Source organism: Microcoleus sp. Pol12B5, from assembly GCF_036701335.1.
GTDB lineage: Bacteria > Cyanobacteriota > Cyanobacteriia > Cyanobacteriales > Microcoleaceae > Microcoleus.
Genome location: NZ_JAUBQQ010000020.1, coordinates 63410 through 87778, shown reverse-complemented (window position 1 = coordinate 87778; position 24369 = coordinate 63410). Strand labels below are relative to the sequence as shown.

Below are 24369 nucleotides of genomic sequence, written 5' to 3'. Positions count from 1 at the left end.
ACGCCCGCCTTTCTCCCCAAATTCTTTACAACTCCTCTTAGGGTGGTGCGCCCCAGGCGCACCCCCTGAACGGTTACGATTTTCTTTATTCTTGCTTACAAGTTCTGGATTTTCCGCTTGGGGAATATGAGTACAAATTCCTTGCCGATCGAATTGCCAACCATGATAGCTACACATTAAATTCCCTGTTTCGTCATCAATGCGACCCTCACTTAGGGGAGCAAGCCGATGCGGACATCGATCTAAAAACACTTGGAAAGTTTCAGATGATTTTGGTTTCCAGATGACTAAACGCAGTCCTAGAAGTGTCACAGATGTTGGTTGCTTGGGATCTAAATCTTCGACGGGCGAAAGAGGATACCAATGCTGAAAAAAATTGAATTCGGGTTTCATTTTATCTCCTGAAGGCAGAGGACAGGAGGTAGGAGAAATGCTTCCGTCCTCTGCCCAGGACTAAAAGCAGTAAGGGTTTAAAACCCCTTCCAAATCTGGAGATTTGGGAGCACTCGTTTAGACGGGGTTGGAATCCCTGTCTAAACGAAACATAAGAGCCTCCTTATTTTAATCCCAGACGCCACGAACTGTATAGCGGCTTGCACTTTATTTACGCGTGGGCTCCCACACCCTACATCCCACACCCAGTGAATCAACCTGATGGGAATGTTGGGTTCTGCTCAATGAGTTTTCTTGTGGAGTGGGCAGGAGATACCGCCCAAAAAAGGATTATTGATATTTGTGCAAGATGTGAGTTATGACCAGAAGCTATACTTCCGGTGACTCCTCAAATAAGCGATCGCCCCGGTGCAATCCATCTGCCATTTGATAAGTTTGTGCTTGCGATCGCACTGTCGGGGCATGGGCGGCTAAATACCTTGCCGCCGCTACTAATACCACAATGCGATCGCCCGCCTTCTCTAATAAAGCATACTGGCGAAATGCCACTTCTACCTGCTGAATAACGTGGAAATCCCGATTTTCCCGCAGCATCAGTTTTCCTAAAACTGCCATCAACCGTTCTGATTTGCCGCCGCTATATAAGTATTTTGCAACTAATTTACCGACTGGATTCACCTGTTGCTGTCTGTCCAACAAGTCAGGCAGTTGTTTGAGCAATTCCTCTGGATTCTCAACTACATCTGTTGGTTCTGGAAGTCGCGCAGGCGGTACATTTAAGAAACGGTTGAGATATACGCCGATCGCTGCATCGAAAACTCCCCGCAACAACTCTATTGAAGGCGATCGTCGCAATCCTTGATGCACCGCATTCGCAAAGGTAAAGGGATGGTGCGCTGAATTCCAGTCGCTGTGGTCGTTATTCGTATTAAACCGGGCTACGCGGAGGGCTGCAGCATAAGTGACTGCACTCGCTAGTTCGTCTTCGCTACAACCTTCTTTCAAGGCAGTTAAAAGTGCATCGACGATCGCCATTACATCTTCGCCCAACAACATCGGAATTAACTGTTCTCTTCCCAACCAATTGCCCCGGTGCGATCGACCCATTTCTAAAGCTGCTGGCAACTGCGCCATTGCTGACTCTAAAATTGCCACCACATCCACAGGATAGCGCCAAGAACTCGACTCTTCCATGCGCGCCGCATTCGCCAAACCAGCCACCAAACTCGCGAAAATAGTTTCTGCCCCTTCCCAATTCACTGCATCCAGGGCTTCTAACGCCTTGTTAATAAAGTCTAGGCTGTGACCGACATCAATGTAGCGGTGGTCAGTAGCGGCCGCAAACAGCATATCAGCAATTTGTTCTCGTTCCAGAGGCGCGCGTACTGCTGTCAACAAACATCGTTCCGCCGCTTCACTGTCTCTGATTTCAATAAATTGCCGGAACCAGCTTTTGAGTGTCTCTGCATCAACCTCAGAATTAGGCAAGGGGTGAACCGCAAAGTGAGGAGGTGCGCCTGCACTATCGCGGGCCACTGCCGAAAGTCCCTGATAGAGGGCGGGGGGTCGGTCTTCTGGATCTAGATAAGGCAGGATATTCATCAAGCAGGTGTGGATCGTTAAACCCGTATCCCATCCCGACTTGTTGTAGCGGGTGCCAAATTCTAATCCGATTTGGAAAGGTTCGCTGGCAGTTGCCCCCATATCTAGCAAGGCAATCACTGACTTGGCAATGACTAGAGAAATTCCTTGTTCTAACCCATCTTGAAGTCGCTGGCGCTGGTGGGCGTAAGGGTCAAGCTGTTGTGCTAAATTTACCCAAACTTCCCCGTCGCGAATTTCCGCCGGGAACGATCGCACGTCGTCGGCCCAAGAGTCAAAAGTACCGCCGCTGGCGACATCAAAGCGGGCGTAGTGCCAAGGACAGGTGACTATGCCATCTTTGCAAGTGCTGCCGTTGAGGGGAAAACCCATGTGGGGACAGCGGTTGTCGATCGCGTATACCCGATCGTTTGAGTAGAAAAGGGCGATCGTGTGTTTTTCCAAATTCACTAACAAACTGCCCTTTGTCTCGACTTCTGCAAGTTTCGCAGCGCGAACGTAATAGCCTGAAGTCTCAGCCATAAGTTTTTAAACTAATTTATATATAAACTAGATTAGCTCAATCCCAGGGTATTTGCCTGAAGTAAAACAGGATTAAAAACTCAAGTCCTGATAGATGCTCGATCGATCGCCAGTAGGTTTCTGTTTTGGTTTTATTCCAGATTCAGGAGCGATAGCAAAGCTTCTTTCATCTCCTCTACCGTTGTTGTCGCCGTACCGAATTGACGCACGACAATACTAGCCGCCAAGTTGCCCAAAACTGCCGCTTCCCAACCGGATGCACCAACGCACAAAGCTAAAGTCATTGCTGCTACAACTGTATCTCCAGCACCGGTTACGTCGAATACATCAGTCTTGTTAAAAGGGGGAATGTCCCAACTTTTAATTGCAAATTCCCCCTTTTCACAAGTCGATGTTGGAGGGGGTGAATTTTTTATTTCTTCGCCGTTCGCCCTTTCAAACAAAGTCATCCCTTCTTCGCCGCGAGTAATCAGGATTTTTTGAGCTTGAGTTAAGTTCAATAAATCGCGTCCTGCTTGCATTAAAGTTTGAGAATTTTTGATAGCATATCCGACGGCTTGTTCGGCTTCGGGCAAGTTCGGAGTAAACAGCATTGCTCCAGAATATCGCTGCAAATTTATTTGAGCGTCTACAATTGTTTTGCCGGGAACCACTGCCGATTCGATCGCCAAATTCGTCCAAACTCCGTCGCCGTAGTCGGAACAAACCACGGCATCTACTGTCGGTATTTGCTGCCGGATGTAGTCTGCCAGTTGCAACTGCAAATCTAAATCCGGCAACTCGTCCGATTTGCGATCGACTCGGACAATTTGCTGAGTCACAGACTGCCGCGCGTGCCCGGAAATTCGAGTTTTGGTGACAGTTGGACGCTGCGAATCGATTAAAATCCCACCCGTATCAATTCCCGCCGCCTCAAAAATACCGCACAAAGCCTTTCCCTGGTCGTCTTTTCCCACCAAACCAGCAACTTTTACTTTGCCTCCCAGTTTGGCTAAATTATAGACTGCATTTGCGCCACCTCCTGGTACTTGCTGAGTATTTTCGTAGCGCAAAATCAACACAGGTGCTTCGCGGGAAATTCGCTCTACTTGTCCGGTAAGAAACTCGTCCAAGGTCAAATCTCCGATCGCTAATACCTGCGCTTGATCGAAGCAGTCTAATCTTTTCAATAATTGCTCGGTTGAGGCACGCAGTTGAGGCAAAAAATCGGAATAGTCGTTAGTCATTAACCAAAAAAATGAGACTGAGGAGTTGATAATTGAGTGTGGAACGAGCGGGAATTAAAAATCCTAATATTAATTAATAATTAATTTCCTCCCTTGTTTTATTTTTAACTTTTAATTGATTTTCTCACTGGGATTTTGATAAACCAGTTGCAGGCTATTGGCGATCGCACTCGCTCAAACAATTTGGCAAAAAAATGCGGATAAAATCGCAGCCTTTGAGACTCAACTGAAAGTTTCCCGGTGTGGAAGTTTCCTTCTACATAAGTGCCTTCAAAAAACAGCAGAATTATTTCAATTTCTGCTTGATGATCGTAATCACCTGAGTCATTTGTTTTTTGAGTGCATCAATTTCCGCTTGCATTTTCGCCATTTTCACAGTCATCGCCTCAATTTCGGCGGCGCCCCCTCCCGAAGTGGGTGCAGCGGCGGCTGGGGCTTCCGGCACTGGTTTCTTTTTGGCCAGTACCATCGCCGATTTGATCGCCTCGGTTAGCTGCTTCTTCTCAAACGGTTTGGCGATAAATGCAAAAAAATGCTTCTCAAAGGGTTTCGGAATTTTTTCCATCACCTCTTCTTCGCGGCCCGACATGATCACCAAAGGTATCTTAGAAAGCTCAGGATGGGCTTGCACTTTTTGATACACTTCCCAACCGCTGACTTTGGGCAGTAGGAAATCTAACATAATTAGATTTGGCCGGGCTTGACGGATCAGTTTGAGTCCCTCTTCGCCGTCTTTTGCTTCTAGAATTTCAAAGTTACCCTGAGGCAACATCTCTCGGACTCGGAGGCGGATGACTTTACTGTCATCGATTACCAAGATTTTTTGACCAGCCACGACTGACTCCTTCAGTAATGAATGAGTGATGATTTGCAACCTTCAGTATATCCCTAACAGAATTCTACCCATAATTCTGGGCGAGTTTAGTTTTGTTGCATTTCGGCGCGATTCGGATTTCGGGTGATACTGCTACAAGTTCAGGGGCTTTGATTTCGGATACGATCGAAGGAATTAACTCAATCGCCACTTAATTATATGTCGCCCCAAATTCCTCAAACTCCTACAGTCAAAGCAATTGCCGCCCAAATGCGGGGTGAAATCGAGGCGATGCCGGAGTGGTTGCGTAGGCCCGTTGGCAAAGCTAGCGAACTTTCCCAAGTGCAAAAAATTATCAAACAGCGGCAAATTCACACGATTTGTGAGGAGGGGAGATGTCCCAACCGGGGCGAGTGCTACGCGCAAAAAACGGCGACTTTTTTGTTGATGGGGCCGACTTGCACCCGCGCTTGTGCTTTTTGTCAAGTAGATAAAGGTCATTCTCCGATGCCGCTAGACCCGGAGGAACCGCAAAAGGTGGCGGAGGCTGTGCAGTTGTTGGGTTTGCGCTATGCGGTGCTGACTTCGGTGGCGAGGGATGATTTGCCGGATGGGGGTGCGAGTTGGTTTGCCAGGACGATCGCCCAAATCCGCCTTCTTAACCCGGATACTGAAGTTGAGGTACTGACGCCGGATTTTTGGGGGGGAACGGGGAGGAGTTCAGAGGGGGAGAATTCCGGTCTCGATGAGTTGCAGCGACAGCGGATTCGCACGGTGGTGGAGGCTAAACCGGCTTGTTACAACCACAATATTGAGACGGTGCGTCGGTTGCAAGGGCCGGTGCGGAGGGGGGCCAAGTACGATCGCTCGATCGACGTTCTGCGTATTGTTAAGCAATATGACCCAACTATTCCCACCAAATCCGGTTTGATGTTGGGGCACGGGGAAACCGAAGCCGAGATAGTCGAAGCGATGACAGATTTGCGAGAGGCCAAGTGCGATCGGCTCACCCTCGGTCAATACATGAGACCATCTCTAGAGCACCTCCCAGTGCGTAAATACTGGACGCCAGCCGAATTTGACCGTTTCGGGTCGATCGCCCGCGAGATGGGGTTTGAGCGCGTGCGATCGGGGCCCCTCGTCCGCAGTTCCTACCACGCCGGAGAGAGCGATTGAAATTAATGTGAATTCCACTCGGTATAAACTCCTTGTTACAAAAAATAACTCTAGAGGATTGTGCATAAGTGCGACGCTCTCTGCTATTTGTAAATACAGTGACATTATGAATTAGGAGCTTTACCTATGGCAGAGATAGCGAAGAACCAATTAAAATCCGACTCCGTGATGAAAACGGGCAAATTCCCTTACACATTTCGCGCAGGCTGGTTTCTCTTGCTGTTAGCAATCAATTTTTTGGTTGCAGCCTATTATTTCCATATCATTGAATAGTTCTGCAAGTTAACTTTTAGCAGACCCTGCTGTTCTCGACCTCAACGTCAGAGAAGGGAACAGAGGGAGAGGGGAGAGTTGTGAGTTTTGAGTTGGGGAGAATATGACTTCATCCTTCTAACTAATGACTACTGACTTCTTCCCTCTTCCTTCTGACCCCTGACTCCTGACTTTTGCTTAATAATTAATCCGTGTATCCCTGTCAAAATCCGTGTCCTTCCTTCTTCCTTCTTCCTGACATCCCTTACATCCGAAGAAAGCGAATCCGTTGCCGAACTTCCTTCTTCCTTTTCTAGCGATTTCTCGACGATTCTAGCTTTGACAAGCGTTCTTGAATTTTAATAACATCTTGCTTAGTTTCAATTGCCAAGGTTGCTAAATTGTCAAACATCGGGTCTCCCGACAGCGTTCTAGGATTTGTGCGACCAGAACCTGAAGGGGAAGAAGACTGAGGCCGGTTAACTCTAGAACTTTGATTCTGCAAACTGTAGATTTGTCCTCGGAGTTCAGAAATTTGACGTTCTAATTGAGTAATGCGAAATTCTAATTGACTTGTGGATTGAGCTGGTGTAAAAATTGGTGCTACAGCAATTGCTAAGGCACAAGCCAGACACAAAAAACTGATTTTTAGGGCGCGATGGCGATTTTTTTTCGGCATAGCTTTAATAATTTAAATTATACCAGTTCTACGATAACAAATCGCCGATATTTTTGGTCTCTATCAGAAGTATGTCTTATGGCAAGTAGGAATGTAGCTATTTTAATGTTCGATGATGTCGAGGTACTGGACTTTGCAGGCCCTTTTGAAGTGTTTTCGGTGACATCAGAATTAAGTAAGGGCGATCAACCTTTTGCCGTCTCTACCGTAGCCCAACATCCCGGTGCTGTCAACGCCCGCAACGGTTTGAGCATAAATCCCGACTGCACCATTTTCGATTGTCCGCCACCGGATATTTTAATTGTACCGGGAGGGCAAGGTACGAGAAAGTTAATCAATAATTCAGCAGTTGTTAATTGGATAAAAGATTGTGCACCAACAGCAGAATTAGTGCTTTCTGTCTGTACGGGTTCGCTGCTTTTAGCAAAAGCTGGCTTGTTGGAAGGTTTGGCAGCAACTACCCACCATCAGGCATTGGATTTATTGACAGAATTAGCTCCCAACACAACTATTATCGAAAATCAGCGATTTGTAGATAACGGCAAAATCATCACTTCTGGGGGAATTGCTGCGGGAATTGATATGTCTTTGCACGTTATCGGGAAACTTTTGGGTACAGCACAAGCTGAACAAACAGCAGAGCACATGGAGTATAAAATTGGGAATTAGTAATTGGGCATTGGGCAGGGTTAATTGTATAATTTGCGCGTATAGGCGAGTTTTATCAATAATTGCCTAAAACGAACAATCTCGTAAACGCGCCCCGCCCATACACGAAGGATGCTACCGGACGTGATATCAAGCATCTTCGCCCCAAACTTTTAGTTGTAAATAGACTAATATCAAAGCTATAGCCATCAGGAAAGTTGCTGCAGCGGCTGCATAGCCAAAATCAAATTGCGAAAAAGCTTGCTCGTAAATATAATAAACTAGCAAATTAGTAGAGTTCAAAGGGCCGCCGCCGGTGATGACGTAAACTTGCTCGAAACTCCGCAGAGTAAAAATAGCAGTAGTGACGGTAGCAAATACTAAAGTCGGCCGCAAACCGGGTAAAGTGATGTACAAAAATTGCTGCCAAGCATTAGCTCCATCCAATTCTGCGGCTTCGTAACGATTTACCGGAATTGCTTGTAATCCTGCTAAAAATACTACCATATTAAAGCCTAATTGTTTCCAAACACTGAGCAGAATGATCACTGGCATTGCCCAAACTGTGCTACTCAGCCAAGGAATTGGATTTAAGCCGATCGCATTTAGGGCATTATTCACCGGGCCATCGGTTTGAAACAACCACCGCCAACCCAAGCCAACTGCAACTAGAGAGGTAATCGAAGGAATAAAATAAGCGGTGCGGAGAGCTCCTCGCCAAGCAAACGAGCGATTTAGCAAAACTGCCAAACCCAATGGAATCACTAAACTGGGAATGACTGTTGCAGTAGTAAAATAGAGCGTGTTTTGGAGAATTTGCCAGAAATCCGGGTTTGTGACTAGACGCCAGTAGTTGTTTAAGCCAATCCAACGCACTCCCGACTGGGTAAAGCTGCCGCTGGTAAAGCTGAGGTAAAATAAATAGGCGATCGGCCAAATCAAAAAAGTACCCAAAAACAGCAAAGCTGGGGCCAAGAAAGTCCAAGCTGCGATCGCATCATTATCCAACCAGTTAAAACGCCCAAATTTAATCCGAACCATTGGCTTGTAAATTTTAGCTTTTAGTTTTAAATGGTATCACAATATAGGTCAATGTCAAAATGAATCTTCTCGATATATTAGCTCATTTACCCACTATAGAAACTGAAAGGCTCCTGCTCAGGAAAATTACTTTAAACGATGCTACCGATATGTTTGAGTATGCTTGCAACCCGGAAGTATCAGAATACACAATGTGGTCAACTCACACATCTATCGAAGATACTAAATACTTTCTAAAATCCATTACTAAAATGTACAAAAAACGAGAGCTTGTGGATTGGGGAATCGTCCACAAAGCCGAGAAAAAATTTATCGGCACTTGCGGATTTGTGGAATGGAGCATGACGCACAGCCGGGCGGAAATTGGCTACGCACTTTCTAGAAGATATTGGGGCGAAGGATACATGAGCGAGGCTGTGAATGCAGTGATTGAATTCGGTTTTCGGGAGATGTTTCTGAATCGAATTGTGGCTCGATGTGAAGTTAACAATATTGCTTCAGCTAGGGTGATGGAAAAAGTGGGGATGCAATTGGAAGGGATATTGCGACAGCAGCTATTTGTAAAAGGCAGATATTGGGATCTAAAACTTTATTCGATTCTCAGGGAAGAGTTTTTTGGTAATATTGTAGAATAGGGTTAAATCAGTAAGTCACATAACCAAATATACTTAGGACTTAGCCAATATCTCCCTGTAGAGTGCGACCAAGCACCCTTTACCTCTATAGTAGAATACGAGTGAATAGTTTTTATCTTTATGACAAGCGAATTTTTTGATAGTACCCGCCACGTGATTTATCCGTGGAATCAATCCAAAATCTAAAATCTAAAATCCTCAAGCCCCGAATTTATCCGTGGGGTCGCCTCCAAAATCTAAAATCTAAAATCTAAAATCGAATGACCGCTAATCCAGTATCTGTTAATTCCAATGCCTGCCTGATTTCTCCTGAGATTGGCAAAAGTGCGTTAGCGAAGCCCGCCCCTACGGGGGCTACGCCAACGAAGAGGATCGCTCCGGCCCATCCTCCGTTAAAATTAGGAGTTTTGGCATCAGGAAGCGGCAGCAACTTCGAGGTAATTGCCCAAGCCATCCAAAATCAACAACTCAACGCTCAAATCCCAGTATTAATTTACAACAACCCCGAAGCCAAAGCCGCAGCCAGAGCCGAAAAATACGACATTCCCTCGATTCTGCTCAATCACCGCGACTGCAAAAGTCGCGAAGAATTAGATACAAAAATTGTCAAAACTTTCCAAGATTATGATGTAGAATGGGTCGTGATGGCGGGTTGGATGCGAATTGTTACCAAAGTTTTGTTTGATGCTTTTCCCGATCGCGTTATAAACATTCACCCCAGCTTACTGCCGAGTTTTCCAGGAATTCGCGCCGTCGAGCAAGCACTAGCCGCCAAGGTTAAAATCACTGGATGTACGGTGCATATCGCCCGTTTAGAAGTAGACAGCGGGCCGATTTTAATGCAGGCTGCGGTGCCGGTATTGCCTGATGATACAGCAGAAACACTGCACGCTCGAATTCAGGTGCAAGAGCACAAGATTATGCTCGGTGCGATCGCACTTATTGCCGAATCTAATCAAAAACATTGTGACTAAAAACCTTGCCAGTGCTGTATCTTACCCGGAATTGCCTGTCAGCGAATCACCCGAAATAGGCTCGCCGCTGACAGACTCGAATCGCCTGAAATTAATTCTCAAAGAAAGACTCAAAAGGAGCATCGGCCTCAAGGGAGAATTCTATCTGCCTTGCTTGCCATCGATGCTAGACGACTATCTTAAATTACTCTCAGACTTCTTAAACATTCTCGGACAGAATATCGACGCTGCCCAAGCCGAAAACTTGCGAACATTAATCGCCAACGCCTTAGCAGAAGGATTCAAAAATTCCCCCCATGCTAATCTAATAGTCTCATACTTTCCCGCCAATTCCCAAAGCGGTTTAGCTGGCGGCATTACTCTGAATACCCAGATTCAAATCGAATCAATGGCCCAGAAATATCATAGCTGGCCGGATATTCGCCCCGAACCTTTATTCGGCAGCCATCCCGATGCCAAAGTCATCGCCATTGCCGCCGAATTAGGCGAACCCGGAAAAGCACCTATTTTAGATGTCGGTGCGGGCCCAGGGCGCAATAGTTTGCCTTTAGCAAGGTTAGGTCATTCCGTGGATGCGATCGAACTAACACCCATATTTGCCGAGAAACTATCATCCGCAGCCACCGCCGAAAACTTGCCGATAAATGTCACTCAAGGCGACGTTTTAGATCCATTATTGAGGATGAAAACTTATCGGTACAAATTAGCCATTGCTACAGAAGTTCTCTCTCATTTCCGCTACCCCGAACAAATTCGTCTTTTCCTGGGAAAAATGTCCGATGCCGTTTTAAGTGGCGGGTTTATATTATTCAGTGCTTTCTTAGCAGTAGATGGGTACGAACCCGATGAGATGGCAAAACAAATGTCTGAATTGTGTTGGTCTTATCTGATTACCAGGCAAGAATTGCAAGCAGCAATAGAGGGTTTGCCGTTAGAAATTATTTCTGATGAATCTGTGATTGAATACGAACAGAAACATTTGCCTGACTCTGCGTGGCCACCGACACCTTGGTTTGTCAGTTGGGCTAGCGGGCGAGATTTATTTTCTGTGCAACAAACACCGCCGTTAGAGTTGCGGTGGATACTGGTTAAACGCTTGTAGCTAAAGTAGTAGAGTGGGTCAAAACCTAGTTTATCAAAAATTGAGAAAATAACGCATTCTGACGCACTTTACTACAACTTTTAGCGATTAAAAATCCGCTCCTAAACCTCGGAAGCCCGCAATTGTCCGCAAGCGGCATCTGCTTCTAATCCGCGAGAATATCGCACGCTAACTGCAATTTTCTTTTCCTTCAAAGTCGCAACGAAACTGTTAATTCGATTGGGAGTCGGTCGTTTATATTCAGCTTCCTGAATCGGATTGTAAGGAATCAAATTGACGTGACACTGAAAACCGCGCAAGTGAGTTGCTAACTCGGCTGCGTGTTCTGGTAAGTCATTCACACCTGCTAAAAGTACGTATTCAAAACTTAATCTGCGCCCAGTTGATCGCACATATTCCCGACATTCTGCGATTAACTCACCCAAAGGATAAGGGCGGGCGCTAGGAATCAACTCTTCGCGCAATCTTTGATTGGAAGCGTGGAGGCTGACGGCGAGGGTAACTTGCAGTTGATGTTCGGCTAGTTGGCTGATGCGATTGCGAATTCCGACTGTGGAAATGGTGATGTTTCGCTGTCCAATTCCTACGTCTTGATTCAAACACTTGACAGCAGCTACAACATTATCGAAATTCAGCAGGGGTTCGCCCATTCCCATAAATACGATGTGGCTGACTCTGCGGCCGAAATCTTGCTGTACAGTCAAGACTTGATCGACGATTTCGTGTTTTTCTAAATTGCGCTTGAAACCGCCTTTTCCGGTAGCGCAAAAGTCGCAGCCCATCGCGCAGCCAACTTGGGCTGAGACGCACACAGTCAGCCGTTTATCGGTGGGAATGCCGACTGTTTCAATGATTTGACCGTCTGCCAATTTTAAGAGATACTTTACCGTGGCGTCTGGTGCGACCGATCGATAGTGAATAGTCGATCGCCCGATCGGAATTTTAGCAACAGTCTCGCGCCACTGTTTCGAGAATACAGAAATGTCAGAGATCGATCGCGCACCTTTCTCATAAATCCACTGGTACAACTGCTTTCCCCGATAAGCCGGTTGTCCCTGCTGCTGCACCCACTCCGTTAACTCAGCTAAACTCGCCCCCAGCAAGGGCGGAATTTTACCCGACTCAACAGCCAAAGCAGCAGTCTTGCGAGACTGATTCGCACCCTTGGAATTACCAGAAGAGTACACCTGAGAAACGGAAGTAGGAGACATAGGTCATCAGAAAATTTAAAGCCATCCTCCATATTAAAACTTCTCGACCAAAACTGCCGTTAATCCTCAAAAAGGCGAAGTCTCGATCCCCCTAAATCCCCTTTAAGAAGGGGGACTTTGAGAATAATCCGGTTCCCCCCTTTTGAAAGGGGGTTAGGGGGTATCTTATTGTGGACTCACAAATAAAAGTCCAGACACCAATGTCCGCAACAAAGTTAATTTTTGGCAAAATTCCCCAAATATTGCGTGTAAATGACCGCAGCCACCTAAAATAAACTCTGGAGTTTGTTAAAGGGTATGCAAATTTGACAGCTTTCCATCACAATTAATGCAACTTTTATGGTGCTAAATATTCTTGCGCTGCCCTTAGCGTTTCAATTTACATCGCCGGGCCCAATTATCTTTCAACTTGGCCCCGTAGCCATTCGCTGGTACGGGCTGTTGATAGCTTCTGCCGTCTTGATTGGGGTCAGTCTGTCCCAATACTTGGCCGAAAAGCGCCGCGTCAACCCGGAATTATTGGGTGATTTGGCAATTTGGCTGGTTATCGGCGCTATTCCCTGTGCTCGAATTTATTACGTGGCTTTTGAGTGGCAGCAATACGCCCAGAGGCCTGAAGATATTATTGCAATTTGGAAAGGCGGAATTGCCATTCACGGGGCGATTTTGGGTGGAACGATCGCAGCTTTAATTTTTGCGAAAATTCAGCGAGTTTCTTTTTGGCAATTGGCAGATTTAATCGCGCCTTCGGCAATTCTCGGTCAGGCGATCGGACGTTGGGGAAATTTCTTTAACTCCGAAGCTTTTGGCAGTCCTACGGATTTGCCATGGAAACTTTATATTCCCCCCAGCAACCGCCCGCCCGCCTACGCTAATTTTGAATACTTCCACCCCACATTTCTCTACGAATCCCTGTGGAATTTGGCAGTATTTGGGTTGCTTCTGGGTTTATTTTTCCGCGATTTGCAGGGCAAAATTCGCTTGAAAACTGGTGCTTTATTTTTGGTTTATATCGCAGCTTACAGTTCCGGTAGAGTCTGGATTGAAGGGTTGCGGACTGATAGTTTGATGTTCGGGCCGCTGCGGACGGCACAGATGGTAAGCTTGACTGGGATTGTGTTAGGGTTGGGCGGGTTAGCTTGGCTTTATTTGCTCGATAGACCTTTACCCGATGTTGTCTCCCCCAATAGCGATCGGGCAAAGATCACTCAGAAATCCCCAGAGGATCAATAAAAAACCCCAGAGAGGTTAGTCTCTAGGGTTCAAAACCAGGGTGCATCTACCATCTCTTACTTCCAACCAAAATAGGTACATCCGGAAGCGTCCGTAAATTTAGCAAATTTTTTAGCAGCCATGAGTTTGACAGAGATTGAATCCCTAATTCCAGGGGTATACATTGTAGGTGGAGGCCCAGGAGACCCGGATTTGTTGACTGTTAAGGCTCAAAAATTACTGGCTGCAGCCGATGTCATATTATTTGCTGACTCGCTAGTTCCAGAGCAAATTTTGCAGGGGGTACGCGCGGATGCTGAAGTGATCCAAACTGCCGATAAAACCCTCGAAGAGATTGTACCTTTGATGGTGCAACGAGTGCGCGAGGGAAAAAGCGTCGTCCGCCTGCATTCTGGCGATCCCTGTTTATACGGGGCTGTGGGCGAACAAATGCAAGCTTTGGCCTCCGAGGGAATTGCTTTTGAGGTAATTCCGGGAATTAGCGCTTTCCAACTTGCGGCGGCTAAACTTAAAATTGAGTTGACAGTTCCGGGAATTGTACAGACAATTATTTTGACCAGAATTAGCGGTAGAACCGAAGTACCAGATCGCGAAGAATTGGCGAGTTTAGCGGCTCATCAAGCGAGTTTGTGCCTGTATTTGAGTGCCCGCCATGTGGAAAAAGCTCAAGCTAAATTGATGGAACATTACCCATCGGATTTGCCTGTAGCGATTTGTTATCGGTTGGGCTGGCCCGATGAAAAAATTGTGCTAGTTCCCCTTGACAAAATGGCCGTTGCTACGCGCGAAAATAATTTGATCAGAACGACAATGTATGTGATTAGTCCGGCGTTGGGAAAATCAGCAGAAGGGCGATCGCGCTTGTACCATCCAGATCACGATCGGCTTTTCCGACCCTCGAAGGAAGTTCGGCAACGGATTTTGTAACGGATGTAACGGATGTCAGGAAAAAGAAAGTTCGGCAACGGATTCTGTAACGGATGTAACGGATGTAACGGATGTCAGTCCGATGGAAGAAGGAAGAGGGAAGAAGGAGCAATTATGAAATAACCAATTACCAATTCCCAATTCTCAATTCCCCAATCTAAAATCTAAAATCTAAAATCTAAAATCGCCATGACTGATTTAACTCGCAGACAATTTATCACTGTCACCGCATTAAGCGCCGGATTTGCCTTAGCAGTTCATCCTATTGCGGCTGCCGTTATCACCACTGATGCTAGCGGTTTAGTCGCAGGTGAAGTCAAGATTCCTGTCAAAGATGGACAAATTCCAGCATATAGAGCAATGCCTGCTAATGGTAGCAATTTTCCCGTGGTTCTGGTAATTCAAGAAATCTTCGGAGTTCACGCACACATTCAAGATATTTGCCGCCGTTTTGCTAAATTAGGTTATTTAGCGATCGCCCCAGAAATGTTTGCCCGTCAAGGTGATGTTTCTAAAATCACCGACATCCAAGAAATTATTAGTAAAGTTGTCTCGAAAGTTCCTGACGCTCAAGTTATGTCTGATTTAGATGCTACCGTAGAGTGGGCACAAAAATTAGGAAAAGGCAATATTAATAAGTTGGGAATTACAGGATTTTGCTGGGGTGGCAGAATTGTTTGGCTGTACTCTTCCCACAACCCGAAAGTCAAAGCTGGAGTGGCTTGGTACGGGCGTGTAGTTGGCAATTCTACGGCTTTAACTCCCAAACAGCCGATCGACATTGCAGCAACTTTGAAAGTGCCTGTATTGGGGCTTTACGGTGGCAAAGACGAGTCAATTCCCAACGATACAGTCGAGAAAATGCGGGAAGTTCTCAAAACTGGTAGCAGCGGTTCGGAAATTGTGCTTTATCCAGATGCGCCGCACGCTTTTAACGCCGACTATCGCCCCAGTTACCGGAAAAAAGAAGCTGAGGATGGTTGGAAACGGATGCAAGATTGGTTTAAAAAGTATGGAGTTTCATCATAGTTGTGAGTTGTTAATTTTGACTTAAAACTGGTGTCAAGTTTGGGATCTAAAAAGGCAATATTAGCGAATAGCCCTTAAGACAGGTGGGTTTGCGATCCCGATATTGGTAAACTGGGCGGTGTAGAATTATCGATCGAACAGGTAAGCCCGTGCTAGACGAACAAGCTAAAAAGACCATCTTGCGGAAAATCCCTCACGGATTGTACATCTGCGGTGTCAAAGACGGGGAGGAAGTCAACGGTTTCACCGCTAGCTGGGTGATGCAATCATCCTTTACCCCTCCCTTAGTTGTCAACTGCGTCAAGCAAGACTCCAAATCCCACGGCATGATCAAAGCCAGCGGTGTCTTTGCTTTGAGTTTCCTAGAAGCAGGGCAAAAAGAATTAGCCCAGAAATTCTTCAAGCAGCAGCGCCGCGTTGGCAATAAATTTGAAGATGTAGAATTTTATCCGGGCGCGGAAACTGGTTGTCCGATTATCTCGGATTCTCTGGGTTACATCGAGTGCAAAGTTGTCGGTTCTGTGGAACACGGAGACCACACAGTTTATGTGGGAGAAGTTTTGGCAGCCGGCGTCCACCGAGAAGGCAATCCGTTGCTGCTAGAAAGCACCGGTTGGAATTACGGCGGCTAAAGACTTGGCAGTTGGCAACTGGCAGTTGTCAGTTGTCAGTTGTCGGTTGTTAAGGGAGGCGAGTTAAAATTAATAAAAAATCGGCGACAATTTGGTCGGCATTTTCTTCTGTCAAAATTGGTACGTGTACGAAAATACATTTGGTGCTAAGTTGAGAATCTGCAAGGTGTTTTAAAACTGCATAATAGAGGGCTTCGCATACAAATTTTCCGGCTTCGTGACTAATTTCTGTTGCAGCTAAATCAGCGACTAGCGGTTCGAGATTAACTGATGTTTGCCGAATGTCGCGATCGCAGCAAGCGCAAGATTCTATAGTTAATTTTTGCCTGCTTTCGGCCATGCCGCAGCAGATAATAGTGTCGGGTTGGAGTTGGTTGATTTTGGCGATCGCTAAATTAGGTGCTAGCTGAAAATCTACTGGCAGTTTCCTCAAAAAAGTCAGGGAATCAGGCAAAGATTTGATTTGGGAAATCTTAGCTAATAAGTCGTCCGAAGAGTTGGATTTCTGATGGGGAAGCCAAGTATCAAATGAGGTTAGCAGGATTTTCGCCGTCATATTTGTGCAATAATACTGATATTGATAATATAAGGCAAGTAAGTCAATGTCTGTCATTGCAGTAGTAGACTATGACATGGGCAATCTGCACTCAGTCTGTAAAGGCTTGGAAAATGTGGGTGCAGTGCCACAAATTACAGATTCTCCTGCTATAATCGAGCAGGCTGATGCGGTGGTTTTGCCGGGAGTGGGTTCGTTTGACCCGGCAATGCAGAATTTACGATCGCGCAATTTGATAGAACCGATAAAAAGGGCGATCGCATCGGGAAAACCTTTTTTAGGCATTTGTTTGGGTTTGCAAATTCTGTTTGAAAGTTCCGAAGAAGGTGTAGAACCGGGATTGGGCGTTATTGCCGGAAAAGTGCGCCGATTTCGGTCGGAACCGGGTTTGACAATTCCGCACATGGGATGGAATCAATTGCAATTTCCTCAGCCGGATTTGCCGCTGTGGCAAAATTTACCGTCCGATCCTTGGGTTTATTTCGTGCATTCTTATTATGTCGATCCAGTTGATTGGGAAGTGCGATCGGCAATTGTGACTCACGGTAGTCAAAACGTGACGGCGGCTATAGCTAAAGACAATCTGATGGCCGTGCAATTTCACCCGGAAAAGTCTTCGAGTACGGGATTGCAAATGCTGTCAAATTTTGTCACTCTGGTGAGGGAAAAAGTACCTGCTTAGGCGATTTGTGCAAAACCCGGTTTGTAGTATAAACCGGGTGTTTATAGTTTTATATGATACCAGTTTCAATAAAGAATGCAACTGTAAGTATGCACCAAATTTATATTCATTCAGTCATCCCCAATCTAAAATCTAAAATCTAAAATCTAAAATTGTATGAGTCTGAGAATCTCTGGCAACCGCCAAATAAAAACCCTGCCGGGACTCGCAACTCGCCCTACACCTTCGCGAGTCAGAGAAGCTTTATTTAATATTTGGCAAGGGACGATCGCAGATTGCAGATGGCTTGACATTTGTACCGGCAGCGGTTCGATGGGTGCAGAAGCTTTGTGTCGGCAAGCCGCGAGTGTCACTGGCATCGAACAGTCGGCGAAAGCTTGTGCGATTATCCGCGAAAACTGGGAGCAAGTAGCAGACTCGTCCCAAACATTCCAAATACTGCGGGGAAACGCGACGGCGAAATTGGCGGCACTAGCGGGGCAGCAGTTCGATCGCATTTACTTCGATCCGCCCTACGCCAGCGACTTGTACGAACCTGTGTTAAACACGATCGCCAGCCAAGAAATGCTAGCACTCCTCGGCGAAATCGCGATCGAACACAGCCCGGAGCGATCGGCACAAGCGATTTCCGGCCTAGAAATTTGCCGCCAGAAAGTATACGGCAATACAGCATTAACCTTCTACACACGCAGTGCCTGACAGGCTCAAACAGCAGCAGCATCATTCCTCGACGCAGAAAGAAACCGGGTTTTATGGCGTTGGCGCGCCCGGGACTAAAAGTTTTTCCCTTGGGTACAATACAAATTTTTCCGATGAAGTTAAGCTTTGTGCGTAGGTTGTCAAAGCAAGTTGCTTAAGCAATTGACGAAATAAATGGAGTTTACGCTGAAAATAAAGACTTTCAGTTGTAACATGAACCCAAAGTGTGAGTGTGAATATTCCTAAAGGAGTGAATATGGTTCAGACACCTTCGCGCCCTCGTGGCAGCGAGTTTCCGGCTGCTAACTCGGTACAGCCAGTCAAACGCGATACGATTCTGCTGGGAGATAGCCTCCCCCTGCCCAATACCAAACTCTTCGGCACAGACGGCATTCGCGGGAAAGTTGGAGAATTGCTGAATGCACCCCTAGCCCTGCAAGTCGGCTTCTGGGCTGGACAAGTTCTACGCCAAAATACCTCCAACCAGGGGCCTGTGATTTTGGGGCAAGACAGCAGGAATTCCAGCGATATGCTGGCAATGGCACTGTCAGCGGGTTTGACGGCCGCCGGTTTGGAAGTGTGGAATTTGGGATTGTGTCCCACTCCCTGCGTTGCTTATCTGGCAAGCGTTTCGGAGTCGGTCGGCGGAGTGATGATTTCGGCTTCTCACAATCCCCCAGAAGACAACGGCATTAAGTTTTTCGACTCAAACGGCTCGAAGCTGTCGCAGCAGTTGCAGGAACAAATCGAAGCGGGAATCCGAGGGGCAAAGGTTCCGGTGGCTAGCTTGGCTTGGGGACACCACTACCATCGCTCTGAGTTGGTTAAAGATTATGCCACTTCGCTCTGTGATTCGCTGCAACAGATGAATTTGGAGGGAATGCGGATAGTTTTGGATTTGGCTTGGGGGGCGGCCGCGGGTTTGGCGCCGGCGGTGTTCGCGCAAATGGGGGCGGATGTGATCTGTTTGCACGACTCTCCTGATGGATCTCGTATTAATGTTAACTGCGGTTCTACTCATCTTGACAGTTTGCAAGCGGCTGTTTTGGAACACAATGCCGATTTGGGTTTTGCTTTTGACGGCGATGCCGATCGAGTTTTGTGTGTTGACAACCAAGGTCGAACGATTGACGGCGATTACATTCTTTATCTGTGGGGCCGGCAGTTGCGCGACTCCGAACAGTTACCATCCAATTTAATTATTTCTACTGTAATGGCTAACCTCGGCTTCGAGCGAGCTTGGGAAGAATTGGGCGGCAAACTAACTAGAACCAACGTCGGAGATCAGTACGTTCACGCTGAAATGCAGCGCACTGGTGCGATGTTGGGCGGCGAACAGTCGGGACACATTCTTTGTCCGCATTACGGTGTCAGCGGCGACGGTTTGCTGACAGCTTTGCATTTGGCTTCGCTGGTGCGCCAGTCCGGGCAATCTTTAGCACAATTGGTAAGTGGCAGTTTCCAAACTTATCCGCAGTTGCTGCGAAATATTCGGGTTGAGGATCGCGAAAAACGCCTGAAATGGCAGGAGTGCGAGGCAATGCAAAGTGCGATCGATCGTGCTACAACAGCAATGGGAGAACAGGGACGGGTTTTGGTGCGCGCTTCTGGCACTGAACCGCTAATTCGAGTTATGGTGGAAGCTGCCAGTGCCGAATTGGCTAATTTCTGGACTGAAAATTTAGTTTTAGCCGTTCAGCAACACATAGCTATCTGATGGAAATGGGGAATTAATCTGAAGGAAGAAGGAAGTTTGGCAACGGATTCGCTCGACCGATGTAACGGATGTAACGGATGTAACGGATGTCAGGAAGAAGGAAGAAGCCTCTAGATAAATATAGGCGCTATTGAAACTAATTTCTCATTCTTTATTCCCTCTTTCCTAAATAACTAAATCCTTCTTTCTTCATTTCCCCATTTCTGATTGTATGAACACCAAATCAATTCAAAATGGGCGGCTGCATCGAGTTTCGTTAAAATTTTTAATTGTCGTCATATTAATAACGGGGATATGGTTTCGCTTTACTAATCTGGATCGCAAAGTCTACTCGTTCGACGAATCTATCACCTCGCTGCGAATTTCTGGCTACACTTGGACGGAAATGGTGCAGCAAGATTTTCAAGGCAAAACAATTAGCGTCGGAGATTTGCAGCGGAAATACCAGCAGATAAATCCCGAAAAAACTTGGTTGGATACTGTTAAAGGTTTAGCTACAGAAGAACCTCAACTGTCGCCACTGTATTTTATTTTAGCCAGGTTTTGGGTGCAGTTGTTCGACCCGCAAGTGGCGACTGTCAGAAGTCTTTCAGCTTTGATTAGTTTGTTAGTTTTTCCCAGCATTTATTGGCTGTGCTGGGAATTATTTCGCTCTGCGTCTGTGGGATGGGTGGCTGTTACAATCGTTGCTGTTTCCCCCTTTCACGTCTTGTACGCGCAAGAGGCAAGACCCTACATGATGTTTGCAGTCCTGGTTTTGCTGTCGAATGCAATTCTGCTGCGGGCTATCACCCTACAAAATTCTCCGATCACATCTAAATTGAGCAAGGCTGTTTGGTCTATTTATGCGATCGCCCTGACTTTAGGACTCTATTCTAGTTTATTATTTTTTTTAGTAGTATTCGCCCACGGCATCTATGTAATTATTAAGGAGAATTGGCGTTTTAGCAAAACATTAATTGCTTATTTACTAGCTTCAGCGATAGCAATAATTCTTTTTGCTCCTTGGATTTGGGTATTACTTGATAATTCGGAAGAAATTAAGTCAACAGTAGGCTTTCCCCGCTTTTTCATGCCTTTGATATCTTCACTTCAACCTTTAATTCTCATCACCTGCCGAATGTTTATCGACACGCATTGGGAAGGCGGAATCATCAAATCTGGTTCTATAAATATGACTACAGATTTAATCCGAGTGATTGTAGTAGCCGTATTGCTGTTAGCGATCGCACATTCAATATACTCGCTCTGCCGCTCAAGTCCTAAACGAGTTTGGCTGTTTGTCTTGACAGCGATCGGAATTACAGCGATAGTATTGATAGCAGTGCGAGGCGTTGCCGATCGCTATCTGGTTCCCTATATTTTAGCAATCCAGATAGCTGTTGCCTACCTATTCACCGCTAAAATTAAAGTCGCTACCAATCCCCGCCAACAAAAGCTATGGCAGTTCGGTTTAATAGCGCTAATATCGAGTGGAATAGTTTCTTGTGCCGTCAGCTCACAGTCCCAACTGTGGTGGAACAAATATCCTTCTAGCACTAAATACAATCCGCAAGTAGCGGCGATTGTAAATCAAGCGAAAAAACCTTTAGTAATCACTCACGGAGGCAACAACATCACAGGAAAAATACTGTCTGTCAGCTATATGCTGAAGCCGCAAGTACAGCTTTTGCTGGCAGTTAAACCCGAACAAGTCAAAATTCCTGATGGTTTTAGCGATGTATTTCTCTACCGAGCTACAGAAGCATTAAAATTTGAACTAGAAAAAGTGCAAAAATATAAAATTACATTAATTTACAAACCAGGCGATGGCTGGCTTTGGCGTGTAGAGAAATAAGCAAAGTGGCAACTGCAAATGATGATTTCTGTTGTGATACCTACCTACAACCGTGAACAACCTCTGCGAGAGACATTGGCTGATGCGATTCGGCAAAATTACCCGAATTTTGAAGTGCTGGTAATTGATCAAACTCGCAGCCACGAATCGGAAACTCAAGTTTATTTAGAGCAATTGGCAAATGCGGGCCAAATTCGCTGGTTTAGAGTAGATTGGGCGAGTTTGCCTGCTGCTCGAAATTATGCAGTCCGGCGCGCAGTTGGAGAGATTATTTTATTTATTGATGATGATGTACAATTGCCAGATGGTTTTTTGGCAGCTCACGCTGACAACTATTTAGAAAAACCCGATGTGGGATGTGTGGCGGGCAGGGTTTTTGACAGAATGAAACTGGATAATTCTGGAGGCGATTTGGCGATCGAATATTTGCCCTCAGAAGCGATGGATGCGGGCATTGCCTGGTATTTTATCGATTTGGTGCATACAGTAAAACCGCAGCAGGTGCTCTCGGCTAGAGGCTGCAATATGTCATTTCGCAGGCAGGTTTTTGCCGAATGGGGGCTGAGGTTTGATGAGCGGTTTGCAGGGAGTGCGGTGCGGGAGGAGTCGGATTTTTGTTTGAGATTGCGATCGACTGGCATGAAAATTTGGTACGATCCCAATGCGTCTTTAGTTCACTTGGGGGAAGAGAGCGGCGGATGTCACGATGTCAGTACGCGATCGATCGAATATCAAGTAACATTTTATCACAACCATTTCCTCATGGGATTGAAAAATTTAACAGCTTTTCAATGCCTGCGATTTTTTGCCAAACTATTTGACTGCCACGTTTTGGGAAATCCACCTTGTTATAAAAGCCACTCGCCCATTAAAATTATAACTAGATTTGCTTTTTATATCCTGGGTTTTCTCAGTGCTATCAATACACTAATTCAATCTCTGTGGAATGATGGACAAAGTTATAGCCATCAAGACAAGATTAACGCTCAATAATTACCTATTCCCATTCGCCCTTCCCAATAAATGAGAATTCTCGTGGCTAGTCACACCTATATTGTGGACATTAATCGGGAAAAATTCAAGATATTAGCCAACCTAGAACCCGACATTGAAGTAACAGTTGTAGTGCCGCGGCGTTGGAAACCGGGAGGCGTACAAAATAAAATTATAGAAACGCAATTTTATCAAAAAGGCTCATTTAAAGTAGTCCCCGTCTCCAACTTTAGTCAAAACAATCAAGGATTGCTAACTTTTGGTAGAGATTTAATTGAACTTTTGCAAAAAATTAAGCCGCAGATAATTCAAGTTGAACAAGGTTCAAAATCCCTCGCTTGTGCTCAATTAATTTTACTAAATAAACTGCTCACACTCCAAGCAAAAAATATATTATTTACTTGGTGGAATCTGCCTTATCAATTGAAGTGGCCCATTTCAGTCTTAGAAAATTACAATCTTCAGCACACCGACGGAATTATTGCAGGCAACTTAGATGGAGCTAAAATTTTGCGGCAGCGCGGCTATCAAGGTGCGGTAAAAGTAATGCCACAACTCGGAGTAGATGAAACTTTGTTTCGCCGCACTGGTAAAGACGCTGATTTATCGCGCAGGTTAGGAATTAAACCGACCGATTTTGTGGTAGGATTTGTAGGGCGATTTGTCGAAGAAAAAGGATTGTTGACTTTAGCTGAAGCCTTGGCAGGGTTAAAGAAAAGCTCTTGGAAGTGGCTGTTAGTAGGACAAGGAAAATTGCGGACGCACCTCGCCGAAAAATGTATTGAATGGGGAATCAGCGAGCGAATAATCTGGGTAGAAAGCGTTTCCCACGAAGAAATCCCCCCCTACATTAACTTAATGAACTGTTTGGTATTGCCTTCGCAAACCAGCTATAAATTCAAAACTTTGACCACTGTGGGCTGGAAAGAACAATTCGGTCACGTTTTAATTGAAGCGATGGCCTGTCACATTCCGGTGATTGGTTCCGACTGCGGGGAAATTCCCCACGTCATCGGCGATGCGGGGTTATTATTCCCAGAAGGAAATGCAGGGGTTTTGCGAGAGTGTTTGCAGAAATTGATGGAGGGGCAGGATTTGGCGGCCGATTTGGGCGATCGGGGTTATCATAGAGCGATGAGCAATTATACCAATAAAGCCTTAGCTGAGCAGTTGTTGGAATTCTACAAAGAATTGTTGTAACTTTTAGCTATAATGCAAGTGTTAAATAAAAAATTTGGTAAATGTCTATTCCTTCCGAGATACGCTCTTTGGTTGACGAGCTCTACCAGGTACTAGACGATAGCGAGCGCCAAGCAACGCAGGGACTTTTTGCACTTAGAAGAGCCATGTCTCTTTTTCCGCAAAATGAAATACTGATGCAATACTTTTCTTTGATCACCAATTTTCAATTCAACGTAGCAGGTACTCGCTTACAAGCAGAGCACATGGTGGGCAATGTATTAATGGCTGGTGTTCCCGATGAAGATGTTCAAAAAGCAGGAGATTATTTAGCAGCCTTGCTAAAGATGGCTCCAGAATCGAGAAGTATGATAGACAAAGTAGTTGAGAGATTAGAAGCATTGCCATGAAACAATTACCCGATGAAAGCCTACTCCTGGAAATCCTTGAAATTGTGAAAGCTGCGGAAGCAAAAGCCAGTGAAATGTATGAATTTTCCAAGACAATGGCTCACAATACCCAAATTACAGCAACAAAAAGAGAGGAAGCTGAACAGCTAGACGGGCAGCCTTTTGCAGATAATTAAATTTGTAAGGGGAGATGTTGGTAT

General features: G+C 45.7%; 26 protein-coding genes. 18 read left to right on the top strand and 8 right to left on the bottom strand.

Annotation, left to right across the window (positions count from 1 at the left end):
- The 4 genes from QUA24_RS12430 to QUA24_RS12415 all read right to left on the bottom strand — a co-directional run.
- The coding region (locus tag QUA24_RS12430; RefSeq protein ID WP_333230022.1) for a Rieske 2Fe-2S domain-containing protein at nucleotides 1–393 on the bottom strand (393 nt) is incomplete at its 3' end.
- A gap of 369 nt (nucleotides 394–762) precedes the next feature.
- Nucleotides 763–2517, bottom strand: coding sequence for a Rieske (2Fe-2S) protein (locus QUA24_RS12425; RefSeq protein ID WP_333230020.1), 1755 nt, complete (start codon nucleotides 2515–2517; stop codon nucleotides 763–765).
- Between the two features lie 131 nt (nucleotides 2518–2648).
- Complete coding sequence (locus QUA24_RS12420) at nucleotides 2649–3743, bottom strand: PfkB family carbohydrate kinase (protein WP_333230018.1); 1095 nt, start codon at nucleotides 3741–3743, stop codon at nucleotides 2649–2651.
- Nucleotides 3744–4029: 286 nt separating this feature from the next.
- Nucleotides 4030–4578 carry a response regulator gene (locus QUA24_RS12415; protein ID WP_333230016.1) on the bottom strand — a complete coding sequence of 183 codons (549 nt, stop codon included), beginning with the start codon at nucleotides 4576–4578 and terminating at the stop codon, nucleotides 4030–4032.
- Between the two features lie 198 nt (nucleotides 4579–4776).
- On the opposite strand from QUA24_RS12415, the gene lipA reads away from it, so the two are divergent.
- Both lipA and QUA24_RS12405 read left to right on the top strand, forming a co-directional pair.
- Nucleotides 4777–5733 (top strand): lipoyl synthase, encoded by a 957-nt coding sequence (lipA, locus tag QUA24_RS12410; protein WP_333230014.1) that lies wholly within the window; start codon nucleotides 4777–4779, stop codon nucleotides 5731–5733.
- Nucleotides 5734–5859: 126 nt separating this feature from the next.
- A complete protein-coding gene (locus tag QUA24_RS12405) occupies nucleotides 5860–6006 on the top strand; it encodes a photosystem I protein PsaX (protein ID WP_332954628.1) in 147 nt (48 codons plus the stop codon).
- Between the two features lie 292 nt (nucleotides 6007–6298).
- Here the strand turns inward: QUA24_RS12405 and QUA24_RS12400 are convergent, their stop codons facing one another.
- Nucleotides 6299–6664 (bottom strand): hypothetical protein, encoded by a 366-nt coding sequence (locus QUA24_RS12400; protein ID WP_333230012.1) that lies wholly within the window; start codon nucleotides 6662–6664, stop codon nucleotides 6299–6301.
- A 78-nt stretch (nucleotides 6665–6742) separates the two neighbouring features.
- Between QUA24_RS12400 and QUA24_RS12395 the strand changes: the two genes are divergently transcribed.
- Entirely contained in the window at nucleotides 6743–7333 is a 591-nt protein-coding gene (locus QUA24_RS12395; protein ID WP_333230010.1) for a DJ-1/PfpI family protein, read from the top strand.
- 129 nt (nucleotides 7334–7462) lie between these two features.
- Here QUA24_RS12395 and QUA24_RS12390 read toward each other — a convergent pair whose 3' ends face one another.
- Nucleotides 7463–8353, bottom strand: a complete 891-nt coding sequence (locus QUA24_RS12390) for a sugar ABC transporter permease (RefSeq protein ID WP_333230009.1) — start codon at nucleotides 8351–8353, stop codon at nucleotides 7463–7465.
- Between the two features lie 59 nt (nucleotides 8354–8412).
- Between QUA24_RS12390 and QUA24_RS12385 the strand changes: the two genes are divergently transcribed.
- The 3 genes from QUA24_RS12385 (at nucleotide 8413) to QUA24_RS12375 (ending at nucleotide 11064) form a co-directional block, all read left to right on the top strand.
- Nucleotides 8413–8988 (top strand): GNAT family protein, encoded by a 576-nt coding sequence (locus tag QUA24_RS12385; protein ID WP_333230007.1) that lies wholly within the window; start codon nucleotides 8413–8415, stop codon nucleotides 8986–8988.
- 260 nt (nucleotides 8989–9248) lie between these two features.
- Entirely contained in the window at nucleotides 9249–9962 is a 714-nt protein-coding gene (gene purN / locus QUA24_RS12380; protein WP_333230005.1) for a phosphoribosylglycinamide formyltransferase, read from the top strand.
- Nucleotides 9955–11064 carry a class I SAM-dependent methyltransferase gene (locus tag QUA24_RS12375; RefSeq protein ID WP_333230003.1) on the top strand — a complete coding sequence of 370 codons (1110 nt, stop codon included), beginning with the start codon at nucleotides 9955–9957 and terminating at the stop codon, nucleotides 11062–11064. Before purN ends, QUA24_RS12375 begins: the two co-directional genes overlap by 8 nt.
- A gap of 101 nt (nucleotides 11065–11165) precedes the next feature.
- Here the strand turns inward: QUA24_RS12375 and rlmN are convergent, their stop codons facing one another.
- Complete coding sequence (gene rlmN / locus QUA24_RS12370) at nucleotides 11166–12275, bottom strand: 23S rRNA (adenine(2503)-C(2))-methyltransferase RlmN (protein ID WP_333072679.1); 1110 nt, start codon at nucleotides 12273–12275, stop codon at nucleotides 11166–11168.
- A gap of 339 nt (nucleotides 12276–12614) precedes the next feature.
- On the opposite strand from rlmN, the gene lgt reads away from it, so the two are divergent.
- The 4 genes from lgt (at nucleotide 12615) to QUA24_RS12350 (ending at nucleotide 16096) form a co-directional block, all read left to right on the top strand.
- Entirely contained in the window at nucleotides 12615–13508 is an 894-nt protein-coding gene (lgt, locus tag QUA24_RS12365) for a prolipoprotein diacylglyceryl transferase (protein ID WP_333230001.1), read from the top strand.
- 120 nt (nucleotides 13509–13628) lie between these two features.
- Nucleotides 13629–14435 (top strand): precorrin-4 C(11)-methyltransferase, encoded by an 807-nt coding sequence (cobM, locus tag QUA24_RS12360; RefSeq protein WP_333229999.1) that lies wholly within the window; start codon nucleotides 13629–13631, stop codon nucleotides 14433–14435.
- A 189-nt stretch (nucleotides 14436–14624) separates the two neighbouring features.
- On the top strand, nucleotides 14625–15464 hold the full coding sequence (locus tag QUA24_RS12355) for a dienelactone hydrolase family protein (RefSeq protein WP_333229997.1): 840 nt from the start codon (nucleotides 14625–14627) through the stop codon (nucleotides 15462–15464).
- 149 nt (nucleotides 15465–15613) lie between these two features.
- The gene (locus QUA24_RS12350) at nucleotides 15614–16096 is read left to right on the top strand and encodes a flavin reductase family protein (RefSeq protein WP_333084418.1); all 483 of its coding nucleotides are present in this window, start codon (nucleotides 15614–15616) and stop codon (nucleotides 16094–16096) included.
- Between the two features lie 49 nt (nucleotides 16097–16145).
- Here the strand turns inward: QUA24_RS12350 and QUA24_RS12345 are convergent, their stop codons facing one another.
- Nucleotides 16146–16652, bottom strand: a complete 507-nt coding sequence (locus tag QUA24_RS12345) for a pyroglutamyl-peptidase I family protein (protein ID WP_333229994.1) — start codon at nucleotides 16650–16652, stop codon at nucleotides 16146–16148.
- Nucleotides 16653–16698: 46 nt separating this feature from the next.
- On the opposite strand from QUA24_RS12345, the gene hisH reads away from it, so the two are divergent.
- From hisH to QUA24_RS12305, 8 genes are all read left to right on the top strand, one after another.
- On the top strand, nucleotides 16699–17334 hold the full coding sequence (hisH, locus tag QUA24_RS12340) for an imidazole glycerol phosphate synthase subunit HisH (protein ID WP_333229992.1): 636 nt from the start codon (nucleotides 16699–16701) through the stop codon (nucleotides 17332–17334).
- Nucleotides 17335–17490: 156 nt separating this feature from the next.
- On the top strand, nucleotides 17491–18033 hold the full coding sequence (gene rsmD / locus QUA24_RS12335; RefSeq protein WP_333229990.1) for a 16S rRNA (guanine(966)-N(2))-methyltransferase RsmD: 543 nt from the start codon (nucleotides 17491–17493) through the stop codon (nucleotides 18031–18033).
- A 256-nt stretch (nucleotides 18034–18289) separates the two neighbouring features.
- Nucleotides 18290–19750: a phosphoglucosamine mutase gene (gene glmM, locus QUA24_RS12330; RefSeq protein ID WP_333230027.1), complete on the top strand. Its 1461-nt coding sequence runs from the start codon at nucleotides 18290–18292 to the stop codon at nucleotides 19748–19750.
- 211 nt (nucleotides 19751–19961) lie between these two features.
- On the top strand, nucleotides 19962–21587 hold the full coding sequence (locus QUA24_RS12325) for a glycosyltransferase family 39 protein (RefSeq protein WP_333229988.1): 1626 nt from the start codon (nucleotides 19962–19964) through the stop codon (nucleotides 21585–21587).
- Nucleotides 21588–21605: 18 nt separating this feature from the next.
- Entirely contained in the window at nucleotides 21606–22580 is a 975-nt protein-coding gene (gene hpsN, locus QUA24_RS12320) for a hormogonium polysaccharide biosynthesis glycosyltransferase HpsN (protein ID WP_333229987.1), read from the top strand.
- A 30-nt stretch (nucleotides 22581–22610) separates the two neighbouring features.
- Nucleotides 22611–23780 carry a hormogonium polysaccharide biosynthesis glycosyltransferase HpsO gene (gene hpsO / locus QUA24_RS12315; protein WP_333229983.1) on the top strand — a complete coding sequence of 390 codons (1170 nt, stop codon included), beginning with the start codon at nucleotides 22611–22613 and terminating at the stop codon, nucleotides 23778–23780.
- 41 nt (nucleotides 23781–23821) lie between these two features.
- Complete coding sequence (locus QUA24_RS12310; protein ID WP_333229981.1) at nucleotides 23822–24169, top strand: hypothetical protein; 348 nt, start codon at nucleotides 23822–23824, stop codon at nucleotides 24167–24169.
- The gene (locus tag QUA24_RS12305) at nucleotides 24166–24345 is read left to right on the top strand and encodes a hypothetical protein (protein ID WP_332977946.1); all 180 of its coding nucleotides are present in this window, start codon (nucleotides 24166–24168) and stop codon (nucleotides 24343–24345) included. The genes QUA24_RS12310 and QUA24_RS12305 overlap by 4 nt, the downstream gene beginning before the upstream one ends.
- The last annotated feature ends 24 nt before the right edge of the window (nucleotides 24346–24369 follow it).